Annotated in this window: 14 protein-coding genes and 2 tRNA genes; 4 read left to right on the forward strand and 12 right to left on the reverse strand. The window is 66.2% G+C overall.

All coding sequences use genetic code 11. The features are described 5' to 3' along the window. Positions 1–127: 127 nt before the first annotated feature. Entirely contained in the window at positions 128–916 is a 789-nt protein-coding gene (locus QNO06_RS10460) for an SDR family NAD(P)-dependent oxidoreductase (protein WP_227911604.1), read from the forward strand. Here the strand turns inward: QNO06_RS10460 and QNO06_RS10465 are convergent, their stop codons facing one another. Both QNO06_RS10465 and QNO06_RS10470 read right to left on the reverse strand, forming a co-directional pair. Further along, the gene (locus QNO06_RS10465; RefSeq protein ID WP_227911605.1) at positions 917–1,990 is read right to left on the reverse strand and encodes an App1 family protein phosphatidate phosphatase; all 1,074 of its coding nucleotides are present in this window, start codon (positions 1,988–1,990) and stop codon (positions 917–919) included. It lies immediately after the preceding gene. A 49-nt stretch (positions 1,991–2,039) separates the two neighbouring features. Then, positions 2,040–3,146 carry a fatty acid desaturase family protein gene (locus tag QNO06_RS10470; RefSeq protein WP_227911606.1) on the reverse strand — a complete coding sequence of 369 codons (1,107 nt, stop codon included), beginning with the start codon at positions 3,144–3,146 and terminating at the stop codon, positions 2,040–2,042. 205 nt (positions 3,147–3,351) lie between these two features. Here QNO06_RS10470 and QNO06_RS10475 point away from each other — a divergent pair, with 205 nt between their 5' ends. The 3 genes from QNO06_RS10475 to QNO06_RS10485 all read left to right on the forward strand — a co-directional run bounded on the left by QNO06_RS10475 (position 3,352) and on the right by QNO06_RS10485 (position 6,868). Further along, a complete protein-coding gene (locus tag QNO06_RS10475; protein WP_227911607.1) occupies positions 3,352–4,653 on the forward strand; it encodes a type III PLP-dependent enzyme domain-containing protein in 1,302 nt (433 codons plus the stop codon). Next, positions 4,650–5,969 carry a D-arabinono-1,4-lactone oxidase gene (locus QNO06_RS10480; RefSeq protein ID WP_227911608.1) on the forward strand — a complete coding sequence of 440 codons (1,320 nt, stop codon included), beginning with the start codon at positions 4,650–4,652 and terminating at the stop codon, positions 5,967–5,969. The genes QNO06_RS10475 and QNO06_RS10480 overlap by 4 nt, the downstream gene beginning before the upstream one ends. A 74-nt stretch (positions 5,970–6,043) precedes the next feature. Beyond that, on the forward strand, positions 6,044–6,868 hold the full coding sequence (locus tag QNO06_RS10485) for a lysoplasmalogenase family protein (protein ID WP_227911609.1): 825 nt from the start codon (positions 6,044–6,046) through the stop codon (positions 6,866–6,868). Here the strand turns inward: QNO06_RS10485 and QNO06_RS10490 are convergent. The 10 genes from QNO06_RS10490 to QNO06_RS10535 form a co-directional block, all read right to left on the reverse strand. Continuing rightward, a complete protein-coding gene (locus tag QNO06_RS10490; RefSeq protein WP_227911610.1) occupies positions 6,822–7,559 on the reverse strand; it encodes an NUDIX hydrolase in 738 nt (245 codons plus the stop codon). The two genes, QNO06_RS10485 and QNO06_RS10490, sit on opposite strands and share 47 nt — an antisense overlap. Further along, on the reverse strand, positions 7,559–8,665 hold the full coding sequence (locus QNO06_RS10495; RefSeq protein WP_227911611.1) for an AAA family ATPase: 1,107 nt from the start codon (positions 8,663–8,665) through the stop codon (positions 7,559–7,561). The genes QNO06_RS10490 and QNO06_RS10495 overlap by 1 nt, the downstream gene beginning before the upstream one ends. Next, positions 8,662–9,321: a nicotinamide riboside transporter PnuC gene (gene pnuC / locus QNO06_RS10500; RefSeq protein WP_227911612.1), complete on the reverse strand. Its 660-nt coding sequence runs from the start codon at positions 9,319–9,321 to the stop codon at positions 8,662–8,664. The genes QNO06_RS10495 and pnuC overlap by 4 nt, the downstream gene beginning before the upstream one ends. A gap of 239 nt (positions 9,322–9,560) precedes the next feature. Continuing rightward, positions 9,561–9,636, reverse strand: a tRNA-Ala gene (locus tag QNO06_RS10505). 46 nt (positions 9,637–9,682) lie between these two features. Further along, positions 9,683–9,758 (reverse strand) — tRNA-Ala (locus tag QNO06_RS10510). 93 nt (positions 9,759–9,851) lie between these two features. Beyond that, a complete protein-coding gene (locus QNO06_RS10515) occupies positions 9,852–10,535 on the reverse strand; it encodes a histidine phosphatase family protein (RefSeq protein ID WP_227911613.1) in 684 nt (227 codons plus the stop codon). A gap of 8 nt (positions 10,536–10,543) precedes the next feature. Then, positions 10,544–10,930: a ribosome silencing factor gene (gene rsfS / locus QNO06_RS10520; protein WP_227911614.1), complete on the reverse strand. Its 387-nt coding sequence runs from the start codon at positions 10,928–10,930 to the stop codon at positions 10,544–10,546. A gap of 24 nt (positions 10,931–10,954) precedes the next feature. Continuing rightward, positions 10,955–12,208, reverse strand: coding sequence for a hypothetical protein (locus QNO06_RS10525; protein WP_227911615.1), 1,254 nt, complete (start codon positions 12,206–12,208; stop codon positions 10,955–10,957). A 22-nt stretch (positions 12,209–12,230) separates the two neighbouring features. Continuing rightward, complete coding sequence (nadD, locus tag QNO06_RS10530; protein WP_227911616.1) at positions 12,231–12,890, reverse strand: nicotinate-nucleotide adenylyltransferase; 660 nt, start codon at positions 12,888–12,890, stop codon at positions 12,231–12,233. A 35-nt stretch (positions 12,891–12,925) separates the two neighbouring features. After that, the gene (locus QNO06_RS10535) at positions 12,926–13,168 is read right to left on the reverse strand and encodes a hypothetical protein (RefSeq protein ID WP_227911617.1); all 243 of its coding nucleotides are present in this window, start codon (positions 13,166–13,168) and stop codon (positions 12,926–12,928) included. Positions 13,169–13,264: the final 96 nt, after the last annotated feature.

The following is a 13,264-nucleotide window of genomic DNA, read 5'->3' on the forward strand; positions in this document are numbered from 1 at the left end:
GGGACCGGCAAATAAATGGCAACAAAGGGTTGCCATTTAGCGGTGATCCCGGTAGCTTGGCGGTAAATCCGCACCAATCTGGAGGCCCGCGTTGGCATACCCGTTCACTGACGTTTCGAATAATCCCTTGTCCGAGCTGGTCTCACTCCGCGGACGACGAGCCGTCGTGACTGGTGCGGCCCAGGGCCTGGGAAAGGCCATTTCAGCACGCCTCGCAGAAGCGGGTGCCGACTTGCTGATGATCGACCTCAATGAAGAGGCCGCAGCGGACGCTGCTGCAGAACTGGCGCACCGGTACGGGGTGACCGCAGTGGGGGTACGTGCAGACGTCACCGAGGCGAATTCCGTCGCGGCCGCTGCTGACCGTGCCGTTGATGAGCTCGGCGGACTGGACATATGGGTCAACAACGCCGGTATTTTCCCGAACGTACCCGTACTGGAGATGCCTGACGCGATGTGGGACCAGGTCTTCGCAGTCAACGCGCGCGGTGTCCTGTTTGGTGCCCGCGAAGCGGCGAAACGGATGTCTGCCGGCGGCGCCATCGTCAATGTCATCTCGACAGCCGGTTTCCAGGTTGCCTTCCCGGGAATGGCTGCGTACGTAAGCTCGAAGCATGCCGCAGTGGGCCTTACCAAATCGCTTGCAGTGGACCTGGCACCCCTGGGAATCCGCGTACTCGGTGTGGCACCGAGCTACGTCCCCACCGAGGGGAACATAGCCGCAGCCAACGCGGCCCTCGACGCCGCAGCGGCGGCAGGTATTGAAATGCCTGCCCTCGACGTGATGCAGCAAAGCCTGATCGGACGGCCTGGCACTCCCGACGACATTGCACGGGTGGTGCTCTTCGCGGCCAGTGACATGGCCATGATTATGACCGGAAGCACCCTCCTGGCCGATGCCGGCGAGACCCTCTAGCTAGCCGGCGTCGGGCAGCAGGCCCAGTTCGGCTAGCTGGCGGGACATCCCGGCGCCGTCCGGAGCATAGATCCACGGCACCTCCACCGGGGTTTCCCCCGGCTTGCCGGTCCGGCCGCCGGCCAGCACCGCTTCGCCTGCCGAGAGCTGGCGGATCGCGATGGCCCGGACGTTCTCCGGGTGGCGCTGGGCGAAGTCTGCGTAGATCTCTTCGTCGTGCTGGCCGTTATCGCCGATCAGCAGCCACTTGATGTCCGGGAATTCCTGCGCCAGCCGCTCCAGCTGGGTGCGTTTGTGCGCCTGCCCGCTGCGGAACCAGCGGTCAGTGGTGGGGCCCCAGTCGGTGAGCAGCAGCGGACCGGCCGGATACAGATTGCGGGTGATGAACCGCGTCAGGGTTGCGGCCACGTTCCAGGCACCGGTCGAAAGATAAAGCACCGGGCCCACGGGGTTTTCCCTGGCCAGCCGGTCCATCATCACGGCCATTCCGGGGGTGGGCGTGCGGGCATGCTCGTCGAGGACAAAGGTGTTCCACGCCGCCAGCATTGGACGGGGCAGGGCAGTGACCATGATGGTGTCGTCAATGTCGGAGACCACGCCCAGCTCAGCGGCAGGGTCCACCACGTAGATCGGTGCCGTGGTTTCTTCGCCGTCTTCGGAACGAAGCAGGACGGTGGTCCAGCCGGGCGCAAGATCCGCCGGAAGGATGGCATCCACCACTCCCCCGCGGTCTGCGGTGACCACATGCTTCTGGCCGCCCACAATGACGGTGACCGTCGCCTTGTTGACGGGCGGGCTCATGAAGTTCCGCCAGCCGCGGATGCCGTCGGCGATCGCCTTTGACGCCATCGACTTTTCAGCACCGTCAAAGTAACCGGGCTTGGCCAGGATGACCCGGCCCAGGACCCGTACCCATTCGGTGGAGCCGTAACCGGTGAACGGCAGGACGGTCTGCACGTCGCCCCGTTTGCGGGCACGTTCATCGCGCCAGGCGTGGATGGAATCCTCCATGCGCATGCCGAGGTGTGCCACCTGCGTTGTGTCCGCCGGACGGGCTGCGGGGTTTTTTGTCATGTTCCCAGTCTGTCAGAAGCTTTGAACGCGGCTCTTCGCTGCGGCCCGGCTAGATGCGGTACTTGGACCGCATCGGGCAATCGAACGGGTCCCGGGCGGACAGGCCCACTTCGTTGAGGTATCGAACCACTATGGCGTAGGACTGCACCAGGGTGGTCTCGGTGTAGGGAATGGAATGCTTGGCGCAGTGTTCCTTGACCAGTTGGCTTGCCCGGGCCAGGTGCGGCCGGGGCATACTCGGGAACAGGTGGTGTTCCACCTGGTAGTTCAGTCCGCCCATCAGGGTGTTCATGCCCCGGCCCACGATATTGCGGGAGGTCAGTACCTGACGGCCCAGGAAGTCCACTTTGGAGTCCCTCGGGAGGATCGGCATGCCCTTGTGGTTCGGGGCAAAGGATGCGCCCATGTAGACGCCGAACACCGCAAGCTGTACGCCGATAAAGGCGAAGGCCATTCCCACCGGCAGGAAGAAGAACACGGCACCCAAGTACAGGCCCAGGCGGGTGAACACCATCACCAGTTCGGAGATACGGCCCTTGACCTCCTTGTTTGCAAAGAGGTGCTTGATGGAGGTCGCGTGCAGATTGATGCCCTCGAGCATCAGCAGGGGGAAGAACAGCCAGCCCTGGCGCCGGGCGAACCACGCCATGAACCCCTTTTGGCGCGCCGCCTGTTCCGGCAGGAAGGAGATGGTGTCCATATCAATGTCCGGATCCTTGCCCACCGTGTTGGGGTTGGCGTGGTGCCGGCTGTGCTTGTTCATCCACCACTGGTAGCTGATGCCGACGACGGCGTTCGCTACAAACTTTCCGGCACGGTCATTCGCGGGTCCTGATTCGAAGACCTGGCGGTGCGAGGCCTCGTGCGCAATGAAGGCCAGCTGGGTCAGGAGGATGCCCAGCGCGGCCGCGATAAGCAGCTGGAACCAGCTTTCCCCGATGAAGAAGGAGCCTGTCGCAGCAGCCACCAGGCCGGCGCACAGGAAAATGAAGGTGCTGATGTAGAAGGACCGCCGGCGTTTCAGCAGCCCCTCGTCACGGACCGCTTTGAGGAGTCCGGAGTAGGTGCTGGTGATGTTGCGGCGGGGCTTCTTTTCCCCCGGGGTCCCAGCCGGAACTGCGGCGGAGGATGCGGTGGAGGGTGCGGTTGTGCTCATGCGGCCTTCTGGTGGTCTCTACGACTTCCCAGCCGCCCTAACGAGCGGATTCGCTCTACAGATGTGACTAGCCTAACCCGGAAGGCTGGTGTTTGTCTGTGACCGTACCGTTACCGTGGCCGCGGTTGACTGTCGTTCGCCTGCGCGCCTAGGCTCTCCGGCTGCGGAATCCCGCCTATCGTGTTGCCAAACAAAGGAGCACACCATGGCAGAGCACGTCGACGGCGGGCCTCGGAACGCCGGACTGCGGCTGGTCCCGCATGCCGGCCCGGACGGGACGACGGCGTACGGCACCGCCCTTCCCCAGCCATGGCTGGACACCGGGGAGTACTGGCCGGGCCTTTCCGGTGCGACGGCGGCACTGCCGGCACCCGTGGCGGTTCTGGGCCTGGAGGCGCTGCGCTGGAATGCGGCGGACCTGCTGCGGCGGGCCGCCGGGATACCGCTGCGGGTCGCCAGCAAGTCGCTGCGGGTCCGCTCAGTCATGGAGGAGCTGCTGCAGCATCCGGGTTTCCGCGGGGTTTTCGCCTACACCCTGGCAGAAGCCTTATGGCTGGCCGAGCGCTGTGATGATGTATTGGTGGGCTATCCGAGCACCGACCGCCCCGCGCTGGAACGCCTGCTGGCGGACGAACTCCTTGCTTCCCGGGTCACGCTAATGGTTGACGACGAGGCCCAGCTTGACCTGGTGGACGCCGTGCTCCCGCCCTCCCGGCGTCCCGAACTGCGGATCTGCTTGGATGCGGACGCCTCATGGCGTGCGCCGGTCCTGGGCTTCATCGGCACCCGCCGCTCTCCCCTGCACCGCCCTGCCGACGCAGTGCGGATGGGTGCCCGTATTGCCCACCGCCCCGGATTCCGGCTGGTGGGGCTGATGATGTACGAAGCCCAAATAGCCGGGATCGGAGACGCGGTTCCGGGTGCCGGTCCCATGAATGCCATGATGCGCCGGATCCAGCCCCGGTCCATGACCGAGCTCCGCGAACGCCGCGGCCGGATTACGGCCGGGCTGCACGGCGTCGCGGATCTTGAATTCGTCAACGGCGGCGGCACCGGTTCGCTCGAGGCTACCCGTGCCGACCCTGTGGTCACCGAGATGACCGCCGGATCCGGCCTGTTCGCCGGCCGTCTCTTTGACGGTTACCGCGCCTTCACTCCCGCTCCCGCGGCGGCCTATGCGTTCGACGTCGTACGGCGCCCCGCACCGCAGATCGCCACGGTCCTCGGCGGGGGCTGGATTGCCTCCGGTCCGCCGGGGCCGGGCCGCAGTCCGCAGCCGGTGTGGCCGCAGGGCCTGCGCCTGCTGCCCCGCGAAGGCGCCGGAGAAGTCCAGACTCCCCTGCGCGGAGCCGGCGCTGCCGCCCTGCGCGCCGGGGACCGCGTCTGGTTCCGGCACGCAAAAAGCGGCGAACCCGCCGAACACGTCACGAGATACCACGTGGTGGAAGCCGGGCGCATCGTCGCCGAATTGCCTACTTACCGCGGCGAGGGAAAGGCGTTCCTGTGAGCATCTCCGGAGGAAAGACTGCCCGCCCGTGGCGGAACTGGGGCCGCAGCGTATCGGCCGTTCCCCTGCGGATGGAGCAGACGGACAGCGCCGCCGCCCTGCAGCGGTCGGTCGCCGCGGCCGCAGCCGCGGGCAGCCGGGTCAAGGCAGTGGGGGCAGGGCACAGCTTTACCGCTATTGCCGCCACGGATGGAGTCCTGCTGGACCTGAAGCGCCTGCAGGGACTGATCGGGGTGGAGCCGGGAACTGGGCGCGTGCGGCTGCACGCGGGCACCCGGCTGCACCGGATACCCGACCTGCTGGCGCCCTATGGGCTGGCCATGCCGAACCTGGGCGACATTGACCGGCAGTCCATTGCCGGTGCGGTGTCCACGGGTACGCACGGGACGGGGGCCGGTTTCGGCGGTCTCAGCACCCAAGTGGCGGGGCTGACGCTGATCCAGCCCGACGGCGGCGTGCTCAACCTTGCCGACGGCGATCCCCTGCTGCCCGCCGCTGCCCTCGGGCTGGGGGCACTTGGCGTCATCGCCGACGTCACCCTGCAGTGCGTGCCCGCGTTTGTCCTGCATGCCGAGGAACGCTCCGAGCCGCTGGCCGAGGTACTTCAGGGGCTGCCGGACCGGGTGAAGGCGGCGGACCATTTCGAGTTCTACTGGTTTCCCCACACGGACCGAGCGGCTACGAAAACCAACACCCGGCTGCCGGGCACCGCGCAGCGCAGGCCGCTGGGCCCCGCCGGCCGCTGGATCAACGAAACGCTGCTTTCCAACACCGTTTTCCGTGCCGCCTGTGCTGCCGGTGTGGCGGTGCCGGCAGTGATACCCGCCGTGAATAAAACCGCTGCACGGCTCCTTGGCGGGCGTGAGTACTCCGATGCCTCGCCCCGGGTCTTTACCCAGCGGCGCACCGTCCGGTTCCGGGAAATGGAGTACGCGGTGCCCGCAGACCGGCTGCCTGCGGTATTCGATGCCCTGCGGCAGGTAATTGACCGGCACCGGTGGCGGATTTCCTTTCCAGTGGAGGTGCGCTGGGCGGCAGCGGATGACCGCTGGTTGTCCACGGCTTACGGCCGGGACACCGCCTACCTGGCAGTGCACCGCTATTACCGTGAGGACTGCCGGGAGTATTTCGCGGCAGTGGAGGCAGTGATGCTCGCCCACGGGGGCCGTCCGCACTGGGGCAAGATGCATTCTCTGGACGCATCTGCCCTGGCGGAGCGGTATCCGCGTTTTGCTGATTTCCTTGCCGTCCGGGACCAGTTGGACCCGGACCGGGTCTTCGGGAACGCTTATCTGGAGCGGGTGCTGGGTCCGTAAGAGAACGCACCGGCCTGCCGGAAAAGACGGCGCACACCCCGTAGCATGGGCCCCAGACGACCCGAAGGAGTGCCGTGCCCACCGCGCCGGAACATCAGAAGACAGCCCTGTCCCCCTCCCGGTGGTGGGGGTTTGTACCGTTTGCCGTGCTCTCGGCGATCCATGTCGGAGCCCGCGCCGCGGGTGCCGACGATCTCGCCGGCCCCACCAAGCTGGCCCTGATGCCGCTGCTCGCGGTCGCCGCAGTATGGGCTTTGCGCAGTGCCGGCACCTCCGAGCAGCAGCAGACCGGCGAGCCATCCGCCGAAACTGCGCGCCCCGCCGAAACTGCGCTCCTCGCCGAAGCTGCGCGCCCCGCCCTGTTGCCCGCAGCCTTGCTGTTCGGGGCGCTGCTGTTTTCCTGGCTGGGCGACGGCGCCGCCACCTTCGTCCCGTTTGCACCTGAGCTGCCGGTCATGCTGGGCTCCTTTGGCATTGCTCACCTTTGCTACATCTGGCTCATGGCCCGGTACGCGTCCGGCCGCCGGTTTCCGCGCTGGGCGCTGGTGTATCCGCTGTGGTGGGTGCTGATGCTGGTGGTGCTGTGGCCGGTCCTCGGTTCGCTGTCCCTCGCAGTGGCCGCTTACGGGATTGTCCTGGCCGGAACCGCAGCGACGGCGTCGCGCTGCGGGCCGGTGGTGGCCGCCGGCGGCGTGCTGTTCCTGGCATCGGACACCATCTTGTCCTTCCGGATTTTCATGCCCGATGCCATGCCCGGCTGGACCAGTGCCATGGTGATGCTGACCTACTGCGCGGGGCAGGGACTCATTGTTGCCGGGGTCCTGCACCGCCTGCGCCCAGCCGGCCGTGCGGCTACGCTGCCGGGCGGATCAGCGGCGGACTTAAGTACTCGTCCTTGACGGTGAACACCGTAGCGGGGGCGCCCTTTCCGCGGGTGACTTTTCGGCCGGTGTCCTGCAGCGCGCCGGTCATTTTCCGGGTGAAGTTCCCGGCGTCGAGCTTATTCGTGTTCCATACCGCCTGATATGCGCGGCGGAGCTGGTTGAGCGTGAATTCCTCCGGCAGGAGCCTGGCGGCAGTGAGCGTGTATTCGATCTTGCCCGCCAGGCGGTCCAGCGCGGCGGTAAGGATCTCCCGGTGGTCAAAGGCCAGGCATTCCCGGGCCAGGACGTCGTATACGGGCAGCCATTGCGCCGATGCGGCGTCGCTCCCGGTCGCCAGGTCCGGCAGTGCCCGGCCGTCGGTTGCCAGCAGCGCCAGATGGGCAACGGACACCACCCGCATCCGGGGATCACGCGCCGGTGCGCTGAAGGTAGCCAGCTGCTCAACGTGGGCGCGGTGCGCCCCCAGCTCCAGCCCGGTTTCCTCCTGAAGCTCCCGCCAGGCAGCGGTAAGGGCGTCCTCGTCCGGTGAAACAAATCCGCCGGGCAAGGCCAGGGAGCCCTTGAAGGGATGTGCGCCGCGGCGCACGAAGGCGGCATTCAAGGTACCCCCGGTGACGGCGAAGACCACCAGGTCCACGGCCAGGGCAACGGAGGGATACTCCCGGGGGGTGTAGTCCTTGAGGAACCGTTCTTCTTCAGTGTCCATCAGCGTCCTGCCAGTACGGTGCGGGTGGCCCAGGGCGGGGAGGTGAAGTGGTTCCGCCGGGCGATGATCAAGTCAATGATCTCAGTTGCCGTGGCCAGGCGCTCTTCCCGGGTGCCGGAAACGAGGATCCAGGACGCGCCTGCCGCGGTGAGTTCCTCCTTGAACCATTCGGTCATCTCGGCCCGCGGATGCTCCGCCTCGCGCCAGCCGTCGTCCTCGAACGGCACTCCCTCGTGGTCGGTGATGAGGTAGAGGTCACGGCGTGGAATACGCTCAACGGCAAGGTAGGAGCCGTAGCTCTGTTCGCCGATGTAGACCCGTTCGAAGAGCGCGGTAGTGATCACATCCGTGTCGGCTATAACCAGCGGACACCGGTCGGCTGCATCGTTTTCCATTTGGTTCTGCCGCTCGCCGATGTGTGCGAAGTCCGCGGCGGTCCATACCATGTCGGTGAGGACGGCGTCGGGGTCCGCCGCCTGCGCCGCTGCGAACTTGTCGTACGTGAACTGGCGGCCGTATTCCGGCACGTCGGCCAGATCCGGGTAGCTCTTCCGATAGTGCCCGGTCAGGGCCGCGGCAAGGGTGGTGGTCCCGGTGGACTCGGCGCCAACCACGATGATCCGCACGGCCAGGTCCTGCCGGGCAGGCCCGATGACGTCGGCCCAGGCAGCGCGGAGGTCATCACGGCAGAGGGTTCCGCTGACCGGATGGTCCATCCGCTCCCGGTCCACCATCACGTGGGCCGCACCGAAGTCCCCTGCCAGTTGCCGGCCGTAATCCTCGGAACTGAACACGGCGTCTACGGCCGTGATGCCCTTCATCTTGAGGGCCAGGCGCAGCACCTCGTTGTGCGCCTTCCAGATGGCCCGGGAGCCGTAGTCCACGGGGCAGTCATCGGGCATGCCGATGACCGTGACGTTTGAACCCTCGAACTCCGCCGCCAGCCACTTCACCCGGTTCTCCATGCTGATGCTTTCGAACCGGCTGGCCAGGACAACGACGGCGAGACCGGTGCATTGCCCGGCGGCGGCGGCTATGAGGTGACGGTGGCCTGCATGCGGCGGATAGAACTTGCCGATGACTACTCCCTGCCCGAAGCGGTTCATGCCGCGACCTTCCCCATGCCGGTGCTCGTCTCCGCTGCCTTGCGGGTACGCGTCCAGCCCGCGAGACCGTAGACGCAGAGGGCGGTAAAGCCGATGTAGAGGATGGCGGTGAGGTTAAGTCCGCGGGAGAAGTAGAGCGGGATGCTGACCAGGTCGATCACAATCCACACGTACCAGTGCTGGAAGATCTTCTTGGCCTGCCAGAAGGTAGCCAGCAGCGAAGCTGCCAGGACGAAGGCGTCCGGCCAGGGAACCTGGGAATCAGTGCCGTGCAGGAGGATCTGGGCAATGCCCACGGTAGCCAGCACCACGGCGCCGAGGCCGCCGGCAATCTCAGCCCTGCGGCCGTCACGGATGGGTAGGTCACCCTTTCCGTCCGTGCTTTTGGCGCCCCGCACCCAGTTGTACCAGCCGTAGACCGATACAGCGGCGAACACAGCCTGCAGCAGTGTCTCCCCGTACAGTCCGGCGCCGAAGAACAGCACAATGAACGCCACGTTGTTCACGATGCCGACCGGCCAGTTCCAGGACTTTTGCCGGGCAACGCCGTAGACGCAGGCTGCACCGGTAACGAACCCGATGACTTCGATCCAGCTGACCGGTGCTCCAAGCAGCGTTGCTGCCGGGGAGTTCATCCAATCCAGTACTGCGTTCATGTCGTCCTCCATATTTATTGTCACTCTGACAATAAACACCCTAGGGCAGCAGAGCTGATCGGGGAAGGGCCATGGCCGGGGGAATATGTGATCTGCATCACCGGCACTGCCAAAACCTATGGAGTCGGACCGGCGGCATAGAATCGCGGACACAAAAAAGCCCCGCCGGCCGGCGAGGCTAATTTCCTGGAAATGTCTGTTGACGCTTATTTGGTTTTTGACACTTATGGAGTTTTGCTTGGTGGAGCTGAGGGGACTCGAACCCCTGACCCCCTGCATGCCATGCAGGTGCGCTACCAGCTGCGCCACAGCCCCAAACTTCAGTGTTTCCACCGCAAATCCTTCGGTGTCCCGAAGGTTTTGGTGGAGCTGAGGGGACTCGAACCCCTGACCCCCTGCATGCCATGCAGGTGCGCTACCAGCTGCGCCACAGCCCCAAAACTATTGGTTGTTTACCCCGTTTTTCCCCTCATTGGGGCGAAGCAACTCCTCTACCTTAGTACAAATCCGCAGGAGCGCAAAATCGCTTCTCAGCCCTCCACCGGTCCGGTGGGAAGCGAGTCCAGCCCAACGTTGTGCTGGGTCAGATGCCACGCGGGCTGCCCGCGCCGGTCGGGAACTTCCTGCAGTACGGACCAGTGGCAGTTGGAAACCCCGGAAATTACGGCCCAGGACTCAGCGGGCAGTCCCAGCAGTGCGCAGATGCCGGCACGGATGGCTCCCCCGTGGCTGACCACCACCAGCGTGCCGCCGGGCTCCACGCCCTGAACGGCGTCGTTCACGGCTGCGGCCACGCGCGTGCCGACGTCGACACGCGTTTCACCGCCGCCGGCCCGGACACTGCCCACGCCGGCTGACCATGCAGCCAGCAGCGGGGCGTCCTGCTCGCCGATCTGCGCAAAGGTGCGGCCCTCCCACGTCCCGGCGAAGGTCTCCCGCAGGCGCTTGTCTTGGGCGACCTCGAGGCCGAGGAGCGCACCGAGGGACCTGCCCGTGTTCAGTGCACGGCCCAGATCGGACGAGACGATCGCAGCAGGTTCCAGGAAACGGAGCACGGCGGCCGCCTCGGCTGCCTGCCGCACACCGGAGGGATCAAGGGCAATGTCCTGCTGCCCCTGAAAGCGCCCCACCCGGTTCCATTCGGTGCGGCCGTGGCGCCAAAACACCACGCGCCGCGACGCAGAACCGGGATCCCAGGGGGCTGGAGCGCTCACGGGCAGGCTTACTCTGACTCGGCCGCGGCGGAGGCGTCTTCGAGCTGGAGATCCACCACAGGGCAGTCCTTCCACAGGCGCTCAAGTGCGTAGAAGACGCGGTCTTCTTCGTGCTGGACGTGCACCACTACGTTGGCGTAGTCCAGCAGCACCCAGCGGCCTTCGCTGCGTCCTTCGCGGCGGACGGGCTTGAGGCCCTTCTTGGACAGCTCCTCCTCAATGCCGTCAACAATGGCGTTGACCTGGCGCTCGTTCGAGGCCGATGCAATGAGGAAGACATCCGTGATGGCCAGGCGTTCGCTGACGTCAATGGCGACAATGTCGTCGGCAATCTTGTCCGACGCCGCTTTGGCCGCCGCCCGTGCAATGTCAATGGAAGATTCGGTGGCGCTCAAAGTGTGTCTCCTTGGGGAAATCGGTCAGCCGCCAAGGCCGCCGACGATCATTAGTACTCCGACGATCAGGGCAAGCGTGCCCAGACCTGCAACACCGAAGACCGCAAAGCGCAGCCTCCGGGTACGGCCGAGTCCGGCCGTCATAACATCGAGGGGGTCGAGCCCGAAGGCGCTGCGGGCGCCTACAGGACGCGCCGCTTCTTCGGATTCGAGGGGTGCATTGACCAGCGCGTCGGCGCGGGCCAGGATGCGCGAGTGCCGCACATCCGAGGCGTCCGCCGACCTGCGGCGGGGCGCGGCCGGGCGCTGGGCCGGACCGTTCGCCGGGACTGCGGGCATGGAACGGGCGGCCGGTCCCGCGGGACCGACCTGGGGCGTGGTGGAAGTAACAATCGGCACATGCGACGTGGGCGGCGCCTTCATGACCGGGTGTTCCATCCCCGGAACCTTCACGAATTCCAGCGGTGTCACCATCGCCAGGTTGTGGGCGGTGGTGGGATCGCTGGAGGAGGGCTTGCGCCGCTCGTTCTCCTGCGAGAGTTTCCGGATGGCTTCGGTCCGGCGGTTGAGGACCTTCGCGCGCTCCGCCAAAGCCTTCTGCTGGGCCAGCAGTTCCTGGTCGACGGCGTCCGGGTCATCTGCGGCCATGGCCTCCATGGCCGCAACGTGGTTGCGGGCCTGGCCTTCCAGCGCCTGGCGGGCAGCCAGTGCCTGCTCAACGCTCATGCCCGCTACGTCGGCATTAGGGTCCGCGCCGCGGGCCGGTCCGGTTTCGGCGGCCTTGGTGTCGCCAGGCTTGGCTTCCGGGCGGTTCCCGGCCTCAGAAGCTGCACCCTCCCGGGTAACTGCGTCCCGGGCAACTGCCTCCGGGGAAGCAGCCTTGCGGGCGCTGCGCCGCGAGGGCGGCGTGGAGGGTGCCGGTGCGGGGACATCCGGTGCGGAGGTTTCGGGCGCGCGGCGCCGTTCGCGCCGCAGGGGCTCGACGGGAGCAGGTGCAGGGTCTGCGGCGGCAACCGACCCACGCACGGCGGCGGTCCCGGCCTCTGCAGCGCGCTGCTGCTGAAGCCTGAGCTGCCGGCGGGTAGGCGGAGCCGTTCCGGTGTCGCGTCCGTTGTCCCGGCGCTCCTGCGTCTCGGCCAGGGCCTTGGACGCACGCAACGCTTCCCGGTCGCGGGCGCGCTGCTGGGACTCCCGTTCCCGCGGCCCCGCCGGGGAATCGACCGGTACGTCAGCCGCCCGGCGGCTGCGCCGCGGCGCGGACTCTGGACCGTTAGTCATTTCCTACCCATCCGGTATTTGTTTACGCTACTGTTTCGGTTTCCGCCGGGTCCGGAGTATTCCGGCCGGCGGCGTAGAGGCGGTGCTTGGCGATGTACTGCACCACTCCGTCCGGCACCAGGTACCAGACGGGCTTGCCCTCAACCACTCGGCGGCGGCAGTCCGTGGAAGAGATTGCCATGGCCGGCACCTCCATCAGGGATACGTCTTCCCGCCCCATGTTTTCCAGGACGTGCCCGGGCCGGGTGACCCCCACAAAGTGGGCGAGGGACCACAGCTCCTGGATGTCCTTCCAGGAAAGGATCTGGGCCATGGCATCCGCTCCGGTGATGAAGAACAGATCGGCCTCGGGCCGTGCCGCCTTCAGGTCCCGCAGTGTATCAATGGTGTACGTGGGCCCGGGCCGGTCAATGTCCACCCTGCTGACAGTAAACCGGGGGTTCGAAGCCGTCGCGATGACTGTCATCAGGTACCGGTGTTCCGCCGGGCTTACCTGCTGCGCCGCCGGCTTGTGCCACGGTTCGCCGGTGGGTACGAAAACCACCTCGTCCAGGTCGAACCGGTCTGCCACTTCGCTTGCCGCCACCAGGTGGCCGTGGTGGATGGGATCAAACGTTCCGCCCATGACTCCCAGACGGAACCTTCGTTTTCCGTTGACGTCTGTCCGCTGCGGCTCACCCATGGGGATAAATGCCTCCGCTGACTGCACCGGGAACGTCAGTCCTGGATTGCCTGGCCGTGGTCATGCTTGTTCGCGAACTGGCGCTGGGGATCCACATGCTCCGCTTCGGCCTCGTGCCGGTTGCCGACGTTGGTGAAGGACACGGTGACGAGCATCAGGAGCAGCAGCAGCGCCATGATGACCCCGCCGTAGACGTACGGGGACACCGGAAGCTCGACGTGGTGTTCTTCGGCCATCTCCGCAGCATGAAGCACGGCGCCCGTAAGCTGGATCAGCATGTATCTCCCCTAGGGATCTGTAGGTTCCGCCGGGTGGCCGGCGTTCGGTTTCTAAGTCAATGGTACGCGTAACGGGATGCACATCGCAGCCGGGCC

This window comes from Arthrobacter sp. zg-Y20, assembly GCF_030142075.1.
In the GTDB taxonomy this organism is placed as follows: domain Bacteria; phylum Actinomycetota; class Actinomycetes; order Actinomycetales; family Micrococcaceae; genus Arthrobacter_B.